Origin of the sequence: Roseimarinus sediminis, assembly GCF_050433125.1 — a bacterium.
In the GTDB taxonomy this organism is placed as follows: Bacteria; Bacteroidota; Bacteroidia; order Bacteroidales; family Prolixibacteraceae; genus Roseimarinus; species Roseimarinus sediminis.
Genome location: NZ_JBNPXV010000007.1, coordinates 299,998 through 314,055 on the forward strand (window position 1 = coordinate 299,998; position 14,058 = coordinate 314,055).

General features: G+C 41.3%; 13 protein-coding genes and 1 pseudogene. 13 read left to right on the top strand and 1 reads right to left on the bottom strand.

Annotated features, from left to right (window positions below):
• From FHS86_RS11460 to FHS86_RS11520, 13 genes and pseudogenes are all read left to right on the top strand, one after another.
• Positions 1 to 212 (top strand): annotated as a pseudogene (locus FHS86_RS11460) (hypothetical protein); the annotation flags it as partial.
• Between the two features lie 62 nt (positions 213 to 274).
• Positions 275 to 1,024 (top strand): KilA-N domain-containing protein, encoded by a 750-nt coding sequence (locus tag FHS86_RS11465; RefSeq protein ID WP_429413468.1) that lies wholly within the window; start codon positions 275 to 277, stop codon positions 1,022 to 1,024.
• Positions 1,025 to 1,285: 261 nt separating this feature from the next.
• Positions 1,286 to 1,780 carry a virulence RhuM family protein gene (locus tag FHS86_RS11470; protein WP_429413425.1) on the top strand — a complete coding sequence of 165 codons (495 nt, stop codon included), beginning with the start codon at positions 1,286 to 1,288 and terminating at the stop codon, positions 1,778 to 1,780.
• Between the two features lie 31 nt (positions 1,781 to 1,811).
• Positions 1,812 to 2,648: a KilA-N domain-containing protein gene (locus tag FHS86_RS11475; protein ID WP_429413427.1), complete on the top strand. Its 837-nt coding sequence runs from the start codon at positions 1,812 to 1,814 to the stop codon at positions 2,646 to 2,648.
• Positions 2,641 to 2,868 carry an ATP-binding protein gene (locus FHS86_RS11480; protein WP_429413430.1) on the top strand — a complete coding sequence of 76 codons (228 nt, stop codon included), beginning with the start codon at positions 2,641 to 2,643 and terminating at the stop codon, positions 2,866 to 2,868. Before FHS86_RS11475 ends, FHS86_RS11480 begins: the two co-directional genes overlap by 8 nt.
• Before the next feature lie 38 nt (positions 2,869 to 2,906).
• Positions 2,907 to 3,140: a hypothetical protein gene (locus FHS86_RS11485; RefSeq protein ID WP_429413433.1), complete on the top strand. Its 234-nt coding sequence runs from the start codon at positions 2,907 to 2,909 to the stop codon at positions 3,138 to 3,140.
• A 155-nt stretch (positions 3,141 to 3,295) separates the two neighbouring features.
• The gene (locus FHS86_RS11490; RefSeq protein ID WP_429413436.1) at positions 3,296 to 4,468 is read left to right on the top strand and encodes a hypothetical protein; all 1,173 of its coding nucleotides are present in this window, start codon (positions 3,296 to 3,298) and stop codon (positions 4,466 to 4,468) included.
• A gap of 225 nt (positions 4,469 to 4,693) precedes the next feature.
• Positions 4,694 to 5,602 carry a restriction endonuclease gene (locus FHS86_RS11495; RefSeq protein ID WP_429413439.1) on the top strand — a complete coding sequence of 303 codons (909 nt, stop codon included), beginning with the start codon at positions 4,694 to 4,696 and terminating at the stop codon, positions 5,600 to 5,602.
• A 24-nt stretch (positions 5,603 to 5,626) separates the two neighbouring features.
• Positions 5,627 to 7,984 (top strand): EcoAI/FtnUII family type I restriction enzme subunit R, encoded by a 2,358-nt coding sequence (gene hsdR, locus FHS86_RS11500; protein WP_429413442.1) that lies wholly within the window; start codon positions 5,627 to 5,629, stop codon positions 7,982 to 7,984.
• Positions 7,985 to 8,017: 33 nt separating this feature from the next.
• The gene (gene tnpA / locus FHS86_RS11505; protein WP_429413445.1) at positions 8,018 to 8,473 is read left to right on the top strand and encodes an IS200/IS605 family transposase; all 456 of its coding nucleotides are present in this window, start codon (positions 8,018 to 8,020) and stop codon (positions 8,471 to 8,473) included.
• A gap of 709 nt (positions 8,474 to 9,182) precedes the next feature.
• On the top strand, positions 9,183 to 10,613 hold the full coding sequence (locus FHS86_RS11510; RefSeq protein ID WP_429413448.1) for a class I SAM-dependent DNA methyltransferase: 1,431 nt from the start codon (positions 9,183 to 9,185) through the stop codon (positions 10,611 to 10,613).
• 51 nt (positions 10,614 to 10,664) lie between these two features.
• Entirely contained in the window at positions 10,665 to 12,434 is a 1,770-nt protein-coding gene (locus tag FHS86_RS11515) for a restriction endonuclease subunit S (protein WP_429413451.1), read from the top strand.
• Between the two features lie 24 nt (positions 12,435 to 12,458).
• The gene (locus FHS86_RS11520) at positions 12,459 to 12,848 is read left to right on the top strand and encodes a DUF1643 domain-containing protein (RefSeq protein ID WP_429413454.1); all 390 of its coding nucleotides are present in this window, start codon (positions 12,459 to 12,461) and stop codon (positions 12,846 to 12,848) included.
• A gap of 692 nt (positions 12,849 to 13,540) precedes the next feature.
• Here the strand turns inward: FHS86_RS11520 and FHS86_RS11525 are convergent.
• On the bottom strand, positions 13,541 to 13,834 hold the full coding sequence (locus tag FHS86_RS11525; protein ID WP_429413457.1) for a tyrosine-type recombinase/integrase: 294 nt from the start codon (positions 13,832 to 13,834) through the stop codon (positions 13,541 to 13,543).
• Positions 13,835 to 14,058: the final 224 nt, after the last annotated feature.

Here is a 14,058-nt window from a genome sequence, read left to right on the forward strand (position 1 = left end):
CCAACATTGATCATCAAAACGCCAACATTGATCATCGAAATGAAAACCTTGTTCATTCGGATTTTGCCTGGCCATCCCGTTTTCACGACCACATCATCCAAAATGAGGAGGAATATCAACGAATAAGAAATTACATCATCAACAATCCCACGAGAGAAATCCACGGCGTCACTTTGAGCGACACCGTGGATGAGGCTCACACCCGAAATTGAACCATGCACTCAATATATTAGTACTTTCACACTTTTGGTAAATTAAAAAGAAGGGAAGTGAAATAACGGTTTTCCATGAGAAAGAACAGGACTATATCTCATTAACAGATGTTGCAAAGCATAAAACCGACGACGCAAGCGCAGTAATTGCAAACTGGATGCGAAACCGCAACACCATTAAGTTTTTAAGCATTGGGGAAACGTTGTATAATCCCGATTTCAAACCCCTCGAATTCGAGGGGTTTAGAAATCAGGCAGGATTAAATGCTTTTATACTTTCGCCTCAAAAGTGGGTTAACAGAACAAATGCCAGAGGTTTTATTGTTAAAGCCGGGAGATACGGTGGAACCTACGCTCATAAAGACATTGCATTTAAATTTGCAAGTTGGATTTCTGTCGATTTTGAACGCTATATCGTAAAAGAATTTCAAGGACTTAAAGAAGAAGAACAAAAACAGCTCGGTTGGTCGGCCAGACGCGAATTGGCTAAAATAAATTACCGCATACATACTGATGCCATTAAGGAAAGCCTAATTCCGCAAGACCTTACACCACAACAAATAAACTATGTGTATGCCAACGAAGCCGATGTGCTGAACATGGCATTGTTTGGAAATACAGCGAAACAGTGGCGTGACGAAAATCCTGACGAAAAAGGGAACATTCGCGTTTATGCCTATGTTAGCCAGCTGGTATGTTTGGCGAACCTCGAAAACCTGAACGCTGTGTTTACATGTCAATGCACCGACAAACAGGGCATTGATACCTGTCTTCAGCAAAGAGCCAAGGCAAAACAGCGGTACACCCGGTGAATAAAAGTGTATACCTTCCTATCCAAAGCAAGTGACTGAATTTGATTCTCACCCTGCCATTTTGCCCGGCAAAACAACGCATTGCAAGGTGTATTCACTTTGTATACAGACATACAGCTTTTGAATACACATAGCATACAGGATGAATACATGAATACAAAAACTGAATACAGGGTTTCTTTTTGTTTTCAAACACAAAACAGAACGAGTCGAAAGGTTTTTTAACTTAGTTGCTTCAATTGAAAGTTACAGCTGTACTACATGGAGAACAAAATAGAAATATTCAAAACAGCCGATAATCAGACTGAAATTACTGTTCATTTTGATAACGATACGGTTTGGCTTAGTCAGTCACAGATGGCTGAAGTATTCGATAAAGATGTTAGAACCATCAATGAGCATATTAAAAATATTTACAAGACAGAAGAGTTAAACATGGAGGGAACTATCCGGAAATTCCGGATAGTTCGTATGGAAGGGAACAGAAAGGTAGCCCGAAACATTGACCACTTCAACCTGGATGTGATTATCTCAGTTGGATACCGGGTTAACTCAAGACGTGGCACCCAGTTCCGCCAATGGGCGACCCAACGGCTCAGGGATTATCTGGTGCAGGGTTATGCTATTAACGAGAAACGACTGGTTCAAAAACAGCAGGAGGTAGAATATCTCAAAACAGGTATTCGAATTTTGAACCGTGCTATATCCGAACAAACTACAGCCGAAGAGTATGTTATGAATTGGATAAGGAAATAAAAACACAGCTTGCAAAAATAGGAATCGAGCTATGAGTAAAAAGAACATAAAGATAGAAGTTAAGGGCATTGAAATTGGTTTCATTAAAGCAAATCAAGAAGATTTTATCTGCATTACAGATATTGCAAAATATAAGAATCCAGAAGCACCTGCCGATATTATAAAAAATTGGCTACGGAGCAAAAATACCATTGAGTTGCTTGGACTTTGGGAGAAATTACACAATCCGGATTTTAAACTGGTCGAATTCGACCAGTTTAGAAATGAAGCAGGATATAACCATTTTGTGTTATCGCCACAAAAATGGATCATCAGTACAAGCGCTATAGGGTTACAGTCAAAGTCAGGACGTTACGGTGGTACCTTCGCCCATGTTGACATAGCATTGGAGTTTGCATCCTGGGTTTCTGTTGAGTTTAAGTTTTATCTGATTAAAGAGTTTCAACACCTGAAAAGCCAACAAGCTAAAGAGCTTGATTGGAATATTAAAAGAAAACTCACCAAAATAAACTACCGCATTCACACCGATGCCATTAAGGAAAACCTAATTCCGCAAGACCTTACACCACAACAAATAAACTATGTGTATGCCAACGAAGCCGATGTGCTGAACATGGCATTGTTTGGAAAAACAGCGAAACAGTGGCGTGACGAAAATCCTGACGAAAAAGGAAACATTCGCGACTATGCCAATGTAAGCCAATTGGTATGTTTGGCCAATCTCGAAAACCTGAATGCAGTGTTTATAAACGAAGGATACAAACAAAGCGAACGGCTAGTTAAGCTCAACCAAATTGCCATCAATCAAATGAAAATATTACTTCAGGATTCGAGTTTGAAAAAGCTGGGAGGAGGTAACAATGAATAGCTTGACCATTGAGCCAATGTTTAACGGACGCAGCGAAGCCCGTAACCGGGTCATCGCCCATATTTTTAAGGAACTGGGCCTGATTGAACAATGGGGGAGTGGGATCAGCCGAATCATCAATGCCTGCAAGGAACAAGGTTTGCCAAGTCCTAAAATTGAGGAAAAGAACGACTTCTTTGATGTGGAGCTTATTCGTCCGCGAACGATTAGCGAACGATAAACCGTCGGAAACCGTCGGCTTACCGTCGGGAAAAATTTATGCAGCGACCGATTACGACCGATTACGACCGATTAAGTTTGGAGCTAAAGAGAATTCTTTTGTATTTGCTGGATAATGAAAAAATATCCCGAAAAGAGGCAATGGAACTATTGGACTTTGGAGAAACTAAAACCAAAGAAATATTCAATGAAATGCTTGATAAAAAACTGATTGAAAGACAGGACAAGGGCAGAAGCACCTTCTATACCGTTGCTAAAAAGCCTGAGAAATAAACAGCGTTAGCAAATGTGTTTTTCTTGATATCAACATTTCGCTTGCTAGAGTCGAAACTAAAAATTGACAGCATTTTCGCTTAATCAAAGTTTGTGGATAAAAAATGATCAGCTTCGGGTCATGCCAATATATCTTTTTGTAAATTCCCAATCCCATGTCGCAGCTTCAAAAAGATATTATCTCCTATTGTATCGATCACCCGGTTTTTTTCCGGGATTTGGTATCGAGGTATTATCCCTTGTCGAAAACTATGTTGTTGAAATATAAGTCGTTTTGGGAATGGGATGGCGTTGCCGAAAATGAAAGTATTAATTGGAAGCCCGACACCATTAAGCGCGTCGTTAAATTTTTGGATAGTAATTTATTGGCCGGTAATCCTGCTGTTTATACTGATCATCGGACGATTGAACTGATCAGGGAATACTACAATGAAGATGAAGCAGTAATGCATTACGGCGAAATACTTTCATTTAATGAAGGAATTCACTGGGATGAAGCGCTCATAGCGCAATATGAGCACGAACTTGATTTTTGGGTTTTATCTGAAAACAAAGGGGTTAAGTGGAGTAAGCGTTTACTCGAACGTTTCCTTACCCGCTGGGATTACCATCAACTGGCACGAAATACTGCTATTCCGTGGTCTATCAGCTTATTTGAAAGCTACATGGATGTTATTAGTTTTAAAATGCTGAATCACCGAAATCCCTGGGTTGTTTCAAACATCGCATTTATAGAACATTTTGCAGGGCAAATTAACTGGTACTACGTGTTTGCCAACCCCGATCTTCCCTGGCTGGAACTTGATTTGCTTGAGCGTTGGAGCGCTTACATCAATTGGTACGGGATTATCAACAATCCCTATCTTTTCAATGCCGATCCCGATTTACTCAGGCACAATTATTATCACATCAAAAAGCTAAGCTGGAAGGAACCCGATGCTTTGTTCACCAATGTCGGCATGCCCTGGAGCATCGATCTGCTCACCCGGTTTAGCGACATTGTTCCCTGGCAAACTTTAAGCCTGAACGAAGGCAGCTTTTGGACTCCCGAGCTGATCGAACATTTTGTAGATAAATGGTATTGGGGTGGATTTGTGCCCGGCCCCTTGTACGATGAAGATGGAGATCTGCTTTCAGAAACCGGTGCAGATTATCTCGAGGAGGGAATGAATACCAATAACAGCCTGCCCTGGACCATCGGCTTGATAAAGCGTTTCGCCGACTATCTCCACCCTGAGATCTTATCGGGCAACGCGGGGGTTTGGAACAAAGCTTTTAAGCCCTACCTGAACGATGAGGTGATTACCCTGATTCTTCGCATTATCTAGCAGTGAAGGTGAATCTGCTTTCTTGCCTTCATTTTCGCATCTTAATTCTTGTTTTCGTGGATGTTACTCAGTGAGAAATCCACGGCGTCGCTTTGAGCGACACCGTGGATGAGACTTACACCCGAAATTGTACCATTCACTCAATATATTGCTACTTTCACACCTTTGGTAAATTGAAAAAGAAGGATTTTGTTAAATTAGGGCTTTTAAATAAAATCTCTAGCAATGTCAATACCCGACTATCAAAGCCTGATGCTTCCGATTCTTGAAACTGTTTCTGATGAAAAGGTTTATAAAGTATCAGAAGTGAGAAATATACTTGCCGAACGTTTTCATTTAACACCTGACCAAAGAAGAGAATTACTACCTAGTGGAACCCAACCGATTTTTGATAACCGTGTGGCCTGGGCAAAAACATATTTGGTGAAGGCACATCTTCTTGAAGCTCCCAAGCGTGCTCACATTGAAATTACATCAAGAGGAAAGGACATTCTAAAACAAAATCCTGATTCGATTAATGTTAGATTCTTAAAACAATTTGAAGAATTCAATAACTTCATAGCACCAAATGTAGAATCTGAATCGGAAGAAGAATTGTTACACACCCAAAACGATCAGAAAACACCTATTGAAAGGCTTGATGCTGCTTATAACGAAATTAACCAAAACCTTGCAAAAGAGCTAAAAGAGCATTTAAAGAATATTGATCCCTACCAATTTGAAATATTAGTACTCGACCTTTTACAAGCCATAGGATATGGTGGTAATCGTGAAGAGGCTGCCCGTGTTACCCGAAAATCCGGCGATGGCGGCATTGATGGAATTATTAATGAAGACCGCTTAGGATTGGATAAGATATATGTACAAGCCAAAAAGTGGGAAGGTAATGTGACCATTTCAGCCATACGTGATTTTGGTGGAACTTTATTGGCACACAGCGCCCAAAAAGGTATATTTATCACTACTTCCGATTTTCCTAAAACGGCAATCGAATATTGTGAAAGAATCGATCGCACCATTGTTTTAATCAATGGAAGACGTTTAGCTGAATTAATGATTGAATTTAATATAGGTATTTCATCCAGGAAGACTTATGTTATTAAGGAAGTAGACAGTGATTATTTTGAGAACTAAAATAAAGATCTATAAATCTAAAACGTGGACAAAAAAAACCTTTCAGAACGAGACATTTGCACCAAGTTCATTAACCCTGCACTTGAAAAAGCGGGCTGGAATATCAAAAAACAAGTGCGTGAAGAGGTTTCTTTTACTGATGGAAGAATCATTGTTCAAGGCAAGTTATACACCCGCGGAAAAAAGAAAAGGGCTGATTATATTCTTTACTACAAACCGAATGTACCGATCGCCATCATCGAAGCCAAAGACAATACGCACAAAGTAGGCGATGGCATGCAACAAGCCCTGGAATATGCCGAAATTTTGCATATCCCTTTTGTATTTACATCCAATGGCGATTCGTTTGTATTTCATGATAAAACCATGAAAATGGGTGAGATTGAAAAGGAAATATCACTGGATGTTTTCCCTTCGCCCAATGAGTTGTGGAATAAATATCTGATCAGTAAAGGTGTTGAGACCCCGGATGCACAAGAAATTGTTGAACAGGACTATTTTGTAGATGATAGTGGCATGAGTCTGAGATACTATCAGCAAAATGCGGTAAACCGGACTGTAGAAGCCATTGCCAAACAACAAGACAGGATTCTGCTTGTCATGGCAACGGGTACTGGTAAAACGTACACGGCTTTCAATATCATTTGGAGGTTGTGGAAAGCCGGAGTTAAAAAGAGAATTCTGTTTTTGGCCGACCGCAATGCCTTGTTGACCCAAACTAAAAACGGCGACTTTTCTCCTTTCGGCAACGATATTATGCACATCATCAAACAACGGAAGATCGATAAGTCGTACCAGGTTTATTTTGCATTGTACCAGGGCTTAACGGGAAACGAAGATTGGCAAAATGCCTATAAAGAGTTTACGCGCGACTTTTTTGATTTGGTTGTGATCGACGAGTGTCACCGTGGAAGTGCTTCGGAGGCTTCTGCATGGCGCGAGGTGTTGGAATATTTTTCATCGGCAACACAGATTGGTATGACTGCCACGCCCAAGGAGACACGTGATGTATCGAATATGGCCTATTTTGGAGAACCTGTTTATACCTACTCATTAAAACAGGGGATTGAAGATGGATTTTTGGCGCCTTATAAAGTTGTCCGTATTTCAACCACCGTTGATGATGGTTGGCGACCTACTGCCGGACTGTGCGACAAGTATGGACATGAAATTACCGACCGAATATACAATCTGAGGGATTACGACCGCAAGCTGGCCATTGACGAACGGACGCAGCTTGTGGCCCAAAAGATAACCGAATACCTGAAAGCAACCGATCGATTCTCGAAAACCATTGTGTTTTGCGTTGATATTGATCATGCCAATCGAATGCGCATGGCATTGATTAATGAGAATGCCGATTTGGTAAGCAAACACCCCAACTATGTCGTTAAGATTACTGGCGACGATGACGTCGGCAAACGCGAACTGGATAATTTTACCGATGTGGAAGAACGCATACCGGTTATTGCCACCACTTCTAAAATGTTGACAACCGGCATTGATACGAAAATGGTGAAAGTAGTGGTGCTGGAAGCCAATATTGGTTCAATGACTGAGTTTAAACAAATTATTGGCAGGGGAACGCGAATCCGTGAAGCGGAAGGAAAAGTCTATTTCACGATCATGGATTTCAGACAGGCTACCAACCTTTTTGCCGATCCTGATTTTGATGGTGACCCGGTGCAGATTTACGAGCCTGAGCCCGATGAACCTGTTGTGCCGCCCGATGAAGACCCAACCGAAATTGTTGGTTTTGATGAACCTATTCTCGTTCATCTGCCAGATCCTGGTGAAGATGAAGAAGGTGAGCCCGAACCGCAAAAGTATTACGTCAGCAACATTCCTGTTCAGGTAGCCCACGAACGGGTGCAGTATTATGGCAAGGATGGAAAACTAATTACCGAGTCGTTAAAAGATTATACCAAAGCAAACATCAAGAAAGAATTTGCATCGCTGGATAGCTTTATTCAGAAATGGCGCGAATCGGATAAAAAGGAAGAATTGATGGCCGAATTGGCCGATCAAGGTGTACTTTTGGAAGCCTTAAAAGAAGAAGTGGGCAAAGAAATGGATGCATTTGATTTGGTTTGCCATGTTGCCTTTGACCAACCTGCCTTAACCAGGAAAGAACGTGCCAATAATGTGCGCAAGCGAAATTACTTTGGTAAGTACAGCGAAAAGGCACAGCAGGTACTAAACAGCCTCCTTGAAAAATATGAGGATGAAGGAATTATATCCATTGAAAAGGGGGCGGTATTGGAGGTGAAACCGCTGAATAAATTGGGTTCACCGGTTGAGTTGGTAAAGGCCTTCGGCAAAAAGAAAGATTTTGATGATGCTATAAAAGAGTTGGAAAACGAGATTTACGGGATAGCCTAGTAAACAGTCATGGGATTTTAATGCTACCAAAAAATGGGACAATCATTATCGCAATTGTACGTACACTTAACTTTTGGAGTCAAAAATAGACAGCCATTTATTAAACCTGAATGGCGTACGGATCTGCACAAATATATTGCAGGGATATTGAAAAATCTCGAAAGTCCGGTGTTGCAGATTAATTCTGTTGCAGATCACATGCATATTTTGTTCCGGCTTTCAAAAAATATGGCTTTAGCCAAAGTCGTTGAGAATGTTAAGAAAGACTCTTCAAAGTGGGTAAAAACCATAGAAAATGTGAATCCTAATTTCTCATGGCAAACAGGTTATGGCGCTTTTTCTGTTAGCAGTTCAAAGATTGACATCGTTACTCGGTACATTCAGAATCAAGAAACTCATCATAAGAAGACTACCTATCAGGAAGAACTTGAAAAGTTTTTGCAGGAGTACGACATAATTGAGTATGATGAAAGGTATTTTTGGCGGTAATTATTTCACGCCTTCAGCGTGAAGATTATCATTGGTTGTACCTTTGGGGCTTTGCCCCAAGTTGTGCAATGACAGGCTTTCAGCCTGATGGTAGAAAGATGAAAGGCGCCTACACACTGAAAGTGTGGCATATCAAAACTTGGGATGCAATCCCAAGGATAAGAAGTAGAGCGTCAAAATCAGGCTGAAAGCCTGTAAGGTAGTTTAAACACACTGAAAGTGTGACATGTCAAAACTTGGGGTGCAACCCCAGGGAAAAGAAGTAGCGTGCCGAATCAGGCTGAAAGCCTGTAAGAAACTTCAGCCGGATGGTAGAAAGATGAAAGGCACCTACACACTGAAAGTGTGGCATATTAAAACTTGGGATGCAATCCCAAGGAAAAGCAGTAGAGCGTCAAGATCAGGCTGAAAGCCTGTAAGGTAGTTTAAACACACTGAAAGTGTGACATGTCAAAACTTGGGGTGCAACCCCAGGGAAAAGCAGTAGCGTGCCGAATCAGGCTGAAAGCCTGTAAGAAACTTCAGCCTGATGGTAGAAAGATGAAAGGCGCCTACACACTGAAAGTGTGGCATATCAAAACTTGGGATGCAATCCCAAGGAAAAGAAGTAGCGTGTCAAAATCAGGCTGAAAGCCTGTAATGTAGGTTATACACACTGAAAGTGTGACATGTCAAAACTTGGGGTGCAACCCCAAGAAAAAAGAAAAATATGAGCACAATTACAACAAACATTAAAGGCATCCGCGATATTATGCGGAAGGACACCGGGGTAGATGGCGATGCACAGCGGATATCGCAAATGGTGTGGATGCTGTTTATGAAAATATTTGCCGACAAGGAAGAAGAGTGGGAAATCACGATCGAAGATTACGAAAGCCCCATTCCGGAGAAGTTAAAATGGCAAAACTGGGCAGCCGACGAAGAAGGATTAACCGGCGAACAATTGATGGACTTTATCAACATGGAGCTTTTCCCTGCTTTAAAAGAGTTGGACAGCACCACCAGTCCGCAGGCAAAAATTATCCGTTCGGTGTTTGAGGACACCTATAACTACATGAAAAACGGCACCCTGTTCCGACAAGTCATTAACCAAATCAACAAAATTGATTTTAACAGCTCCAAGGACCGGCACTTGTTTAACGACTTGTACGAAACCATTCTGAAGGAATTACAATCTGCCGGTTCGTCGGGTGAGTATTACACGCCCCGGGCCGTTACGCAGTTTATGGTCGATATGATCGATCCGCAACTGGGCGATACCGTATTAGACCCCGCTTGCGGGACAGGTGGTTTTTTAACCTGCTCCATCGACCACATTCGCAAACAGGTCAATACACCCGAAGAGCGTGAAGTATTTCAAAACTCCATCCGCGGAATTGAGAAAAAACCACTGCCGCATTTGTTGTGTACCACCAATTTAATGTTGCACGGTTTTGATGTGCCTGCCGTGCGTCGCGACAATTTGTTGAGCAAACCGTATTCCGACTGGAGTAGCAAGGACAAGGTAGATGTTGTGCTCACCAATCCGCCTTTTGGTGGGGTGGAAGAGGACGGAACCGAAACCAACTTCCCCCAGAAATTCCGCACCAAGGAAACAGCTGACCTGTTTTTGGCGCTCATTATTCGGTTGTTAAAAGATGGCGGACGCTGTGCCGTGGTTTTGCCCGATGGAACCCTGTTTGGCGAAGGTGTAAAAACCCGTATAAAGGAAGAGTTGTTGCAGCGCTGCAACCTGCATACCATTGTGCGTTTGCCCAATGGGGTGTTCAATCCGTACACCGGCATTAAAACCAATTTGTTGTTTTTCGAGAAAGGAACACCCACCAAAGACATTTGGTATTTCGAGCATCCGTACCCCGATGGTGTAAAAAGCTACAACAAAGGCAAACCCATCAACATTAAGGAGTTTGATTTGGAAAAAGCCTGGTGGAACAAGCGGGAAGAGAACAAGCACGCCTGGAAAGTTTCGGCCAGGGAAATAGAAGCCCGAAACTTTAACCTCGATATTAAAAACCCACACCAGGAAGCCGATGACTTGGCAACCCCCGACAAGTTATTGGCACAATACCAGGCTACCGAAAAAAGGATTTCCGATATTCAACAAGAAATAGTTAAAGTGCTTACCGAAGCACTGCGTTAGTTTTACCGTCATCCCGGACCGGATCCGGGATCTTATAAAAGGAACAATACTTTGAAAAACCTACTCAAATATTTCCACGACCTGACCATTCACCCCAAAAATGCAGCCGAGCTAAAAGCATTGATTTTACAATTGGCCGTGCAAGGCAAACTAACTGCCAAATGGCGTTTGGAAAATCCTGAAGTGGAACCGGCTTCGGTTTTATTGGAACGAATTCAGGCTAAAAAAGCTCAATTGGTTAAAGACAAAAAGATGAGGGAAGTAAAAGCACTTCCTGAAATGAAAAATGAAGATGCTCTAGGTGTATTGCCTGAGTCGTGGATATGGTGTAGGTTCTCCGAAATTGTGATAAATAGAGATGGGGAAAGAAAACCAATTACAAAATCAGTAAGAGCACACGGAGAATATGATTACTACGGTGCATCTGGCGTAATTGATAAAGTGCAAGATTATATCTTTGACAAGGATTTATTACTTATTGGTGAAGATGGTGCAAACTTGATAAATCGGTCTACACCAATAGCATTTTTTGCTCGGGGAAAATATTGGGTTAATAACCATGCACACGTATTAGATGCTTCTCATTTTACAATTTTAGAATATTTAGAGAAATATATCAACGGAATCAATCTTGAAGACTATATCACGGGAATGGCACAACCTAAGATGCCTCAAAAAAGAATGAATATTATCCCGGTTCCTCTTCCTCCCCTCGAAGAACAAAAAGCCATTGTCTCCGTGGTCAACCAGTTGTTTGCCGAAGTGGAGCAATTGGAGGCACTGACCAAAGAACGGATCCGGCTGAAAGAAGATTTTGTGACCTCGGCTTTGCAACAGCTGACCAAAAGCGAAAAAATAAACGGCGAATGGGCTTTCTTGCAGCACCATTTTGCCACCTTCTTCACCGAACTGCCCAACATCAAAAAACTCCGCGAAAGTATTTTGCAATTAGCAGTGCAAGGAAAACTGACCACCCACTGGCGCTCGCGTCACCCTGAACTTGTTTCAGGGTCTCATTCTGCCGAAGCACTACTCGAACGCATTAAAACCGAAAAAGCCCAACTGGTAAAAGCGGGCAAAATCAAAAAGGAAAAACCACTGCCCAAAATTACCGCCGAGGAAATTCCTTATGAATTGCCGGATGATTGGGTTTGGTGTAGGATAGGGTTTATTTCAACGATAAAAGGTGGTAAGAGAATACCCAAGGGGTATCAATTATCAGACACAGAAACACCGCACGTTTATATCCGTGTTACAGATATGAAAGATGGGACCGTATTATTCTCTAAACTTAAGTACATTACAGAAGATATTTATGAACAAATTAAAGCCTACACAATTTCCAGCGATGATTTGTACATAACGATAGCAGGTACGATTGGTGATGTAGGCGAAATCCCTGAAGAACTTGATAACATGAACCTAACTGAAAATGCAGCCAAAATCATGTTCAATGGAGTTAACAAGCAATTTCTCAAGGATGCACTTCGGTCTAAGCTTTGTCGTTCTCAATTTCATGACAAAGTTAATCAGATGGCTCAGCCAAAATTAGCACTCCATAGAGTCGCAAGTACGTTAATTCCCCTTCCTCCCCTCCCAGAACAAAAAGCCATCGTCGAAAAAGTCAACGCCTTAATGGCTTTGTGCGACCAGTTGGAGCAGGAAATACAAAACAGCAAAGCCACACAAGAAGATTGGATGAAGAGTAGTTTGAGGGAGGTGTTTGAGGAGGCCAAGCCTAAGACTGAAACAAAGGCAATGGATTTGGATGGTGGTGAGCTGGGCATGGTGGCGGAGCCGGGAAAAGCGTATGGAAAGTAAAAACCAAATAACAATTAGACTTAAATGAATAATTTGTTTTGCATACCTGAAGGAAATAAAGACAAGCGGTTTTTAATCGGAGAAATAGGGAATAGTAATATTTTATGCATCGGAATAAATCCAAACACAGCCGATGAAAATAACCTGGATCCAACATCAAGCAACATCAAAAGAATTACTACCCAAAATGGATATGATGGTTGGGTATTAGCAAATCTCGATCCAAGAAGAAATAGTAAGGCTGAAAATTTGGAACAAGAACCAGGCTTGGATTTAATTCTGGAAAATGTGAGAATCATAGAAGCATTTATTCTGGAAAACAACATAACTGATGTTTGGATTGCCTGGGACTTTATGAATGTTAGGAAAAAACAATGGGAAGATGATTTATTTAAAAGAGCAGAAATTAGATAGTAAGTATTTATCAAAAGAAATATAAAATTTTAGATTTAATCATCAAGCAAGTTTACTTTGACCAGATCATTTCTGGCGAAAGAAAGTTTAAACCAGAGAGGTAAAACCTACGACTGAAGAGAAGTATGTAATACTAGATGCTGATAATGCTATAATTGACATTATTCAATACGATGCAATCCGCTTATTTGTTGGTTACAATAAAGATTGGGATTCCGGGCTATTACGTATCCTGATATTAGATTTGCAATATCAAATTCTCTTTAATATTCAGAGAACTAGAAATGATCATGAAGACCGAATAGTATTGAAAGCGACCATTCACTCTGAATAAACTTTATCATAATCAGAATAACTTGAAGAACCACAGGCCGGACACACAGTCCCATTTCCATCTCCACATTCATTACAGTACTTTTCTCCACATTTTCTACAGGTATGTACGGGAAAATAATTTGAAGTGAAAGCTTTTTTTGCCTTTCTTCCACAACGAGGACAGGATTTGTAAGCACTCATCTTTAAGAATTTAATTATTAGCGTCTGTAATTTAGGATATTACCACATTTATTCCAAATTGAATATTATTGTTTACAGCTATGATAAAGTGTGCATGGTGGATAACAATTTAGTGAACTAAAAAATACCAACCCCATCATCCGGAGCTGGTTTTTTTGATGACGACAGGGGAGTGTTTAGGCACTCACCGCTTCACGGTCATCATCATTGTCACGCATCAGTCGCTTCATGCTATCTTTAATGGCCTTTGACTGTACCTTGGCATAGATTTGGGTAGTGCGGGTATTGCTATGTCCCAGCATCTTGGAAACCACCTCCAGCGGCACGCCTTCGTTTGAAGTGATGGTGGTGGCAAAGGTGTGTCGGGCAATGTGCGAAGTCAGTTTTTTGTTAATCCGGGCCATCAAGGCCAGTTCTTTCAGACAGGCATTGTTTTTTTGGTTGGTGGGGGTAGGGAGGTAGCAGCGCATGGTCGGTGTATTTGATGTTTAATATGATGCTTCAAAACGATAGTAAAAGAAAAAGAACGAAAAGCGTAAAAATCTGCAAGACAGTGCAATGCGAGCCAATTCGGGAGTTGGTTGGAAGTTCTAAGTAGAACTCCCGAATTTGCACCTTTTGTATTTCATCGCAGCAACAAGTTGCACGCTCCTTAAAGGAAGTGATTCAAAGCCAACCTTTGGTTTGGTCATTT

Coding starts and splice junctions, on each gene's coding strand:
- FHS86_RS11470 (WP_429413425.1), top strand. CDS start 1,286: ATGGAGAACAAAATAGAAATATTCAAAACAGCCGATAATCAGACTGAA.
- FHS86_RS11475 (WP_429413427.1), top strand. CDS start 1,812: ATGAGTAAAAAGAACATAAAGATAGAAGTTAAGGGCATTGAAATTGGT.
- FHS86_RS11480 (WP_429413430.1), top strand. CDS start 2,641: ATGAATAGCTTGACCATTGAGCCAATGTTTAACGGACGCAGCGAAGCC.
- FHS86_RS11485 (WP_429413433.1), top strand. CDS start 2,907: ATGCAGCGACCGATTACGACCGATTACGACCGATTAAGTTTGGAGCTA.
- FHS86_RS11490 (WP_429413436.1), top strand. CDS start 3,296: ATGTCGCAGCTTCAAAAAGATATTATCTCCTATTGTATCGATCACCCG.
- FHS86_RS11495 (WP_429413439.1), top strand. CDS start 4,694: ATGTCAATACCCGACTATCAAAGCCTGATGCTTCCGATTCTTGAAACT.
- tnpA (WP_429413445.1), top strand. CDS start 8,018: ATGGGACAATCATTATCGCAATTGTACGTACACTTAACTTTTGGAGTC.
- FHS86_RS11510 (WP_429413448.1), top strand. CDS start 9,183: ATGAGCACAATTACAACAAACATTAAAGGCATCCGCGATATTATGCGG.
- FHS86_RS11520 (WP_429413454.1), top strand. CDS start 12,459: ATGAATAATTTGTTTTGCATACCTGAAGGAAATAAAGACAAGCGGTTT.
- FHS86_RS11525 (WP_429413457.1), bottom strand. CDS start 13,834: ATGCGCTGCTACCTCCCTACCCCCACCAACCAAAAAAACAATGCCTGT.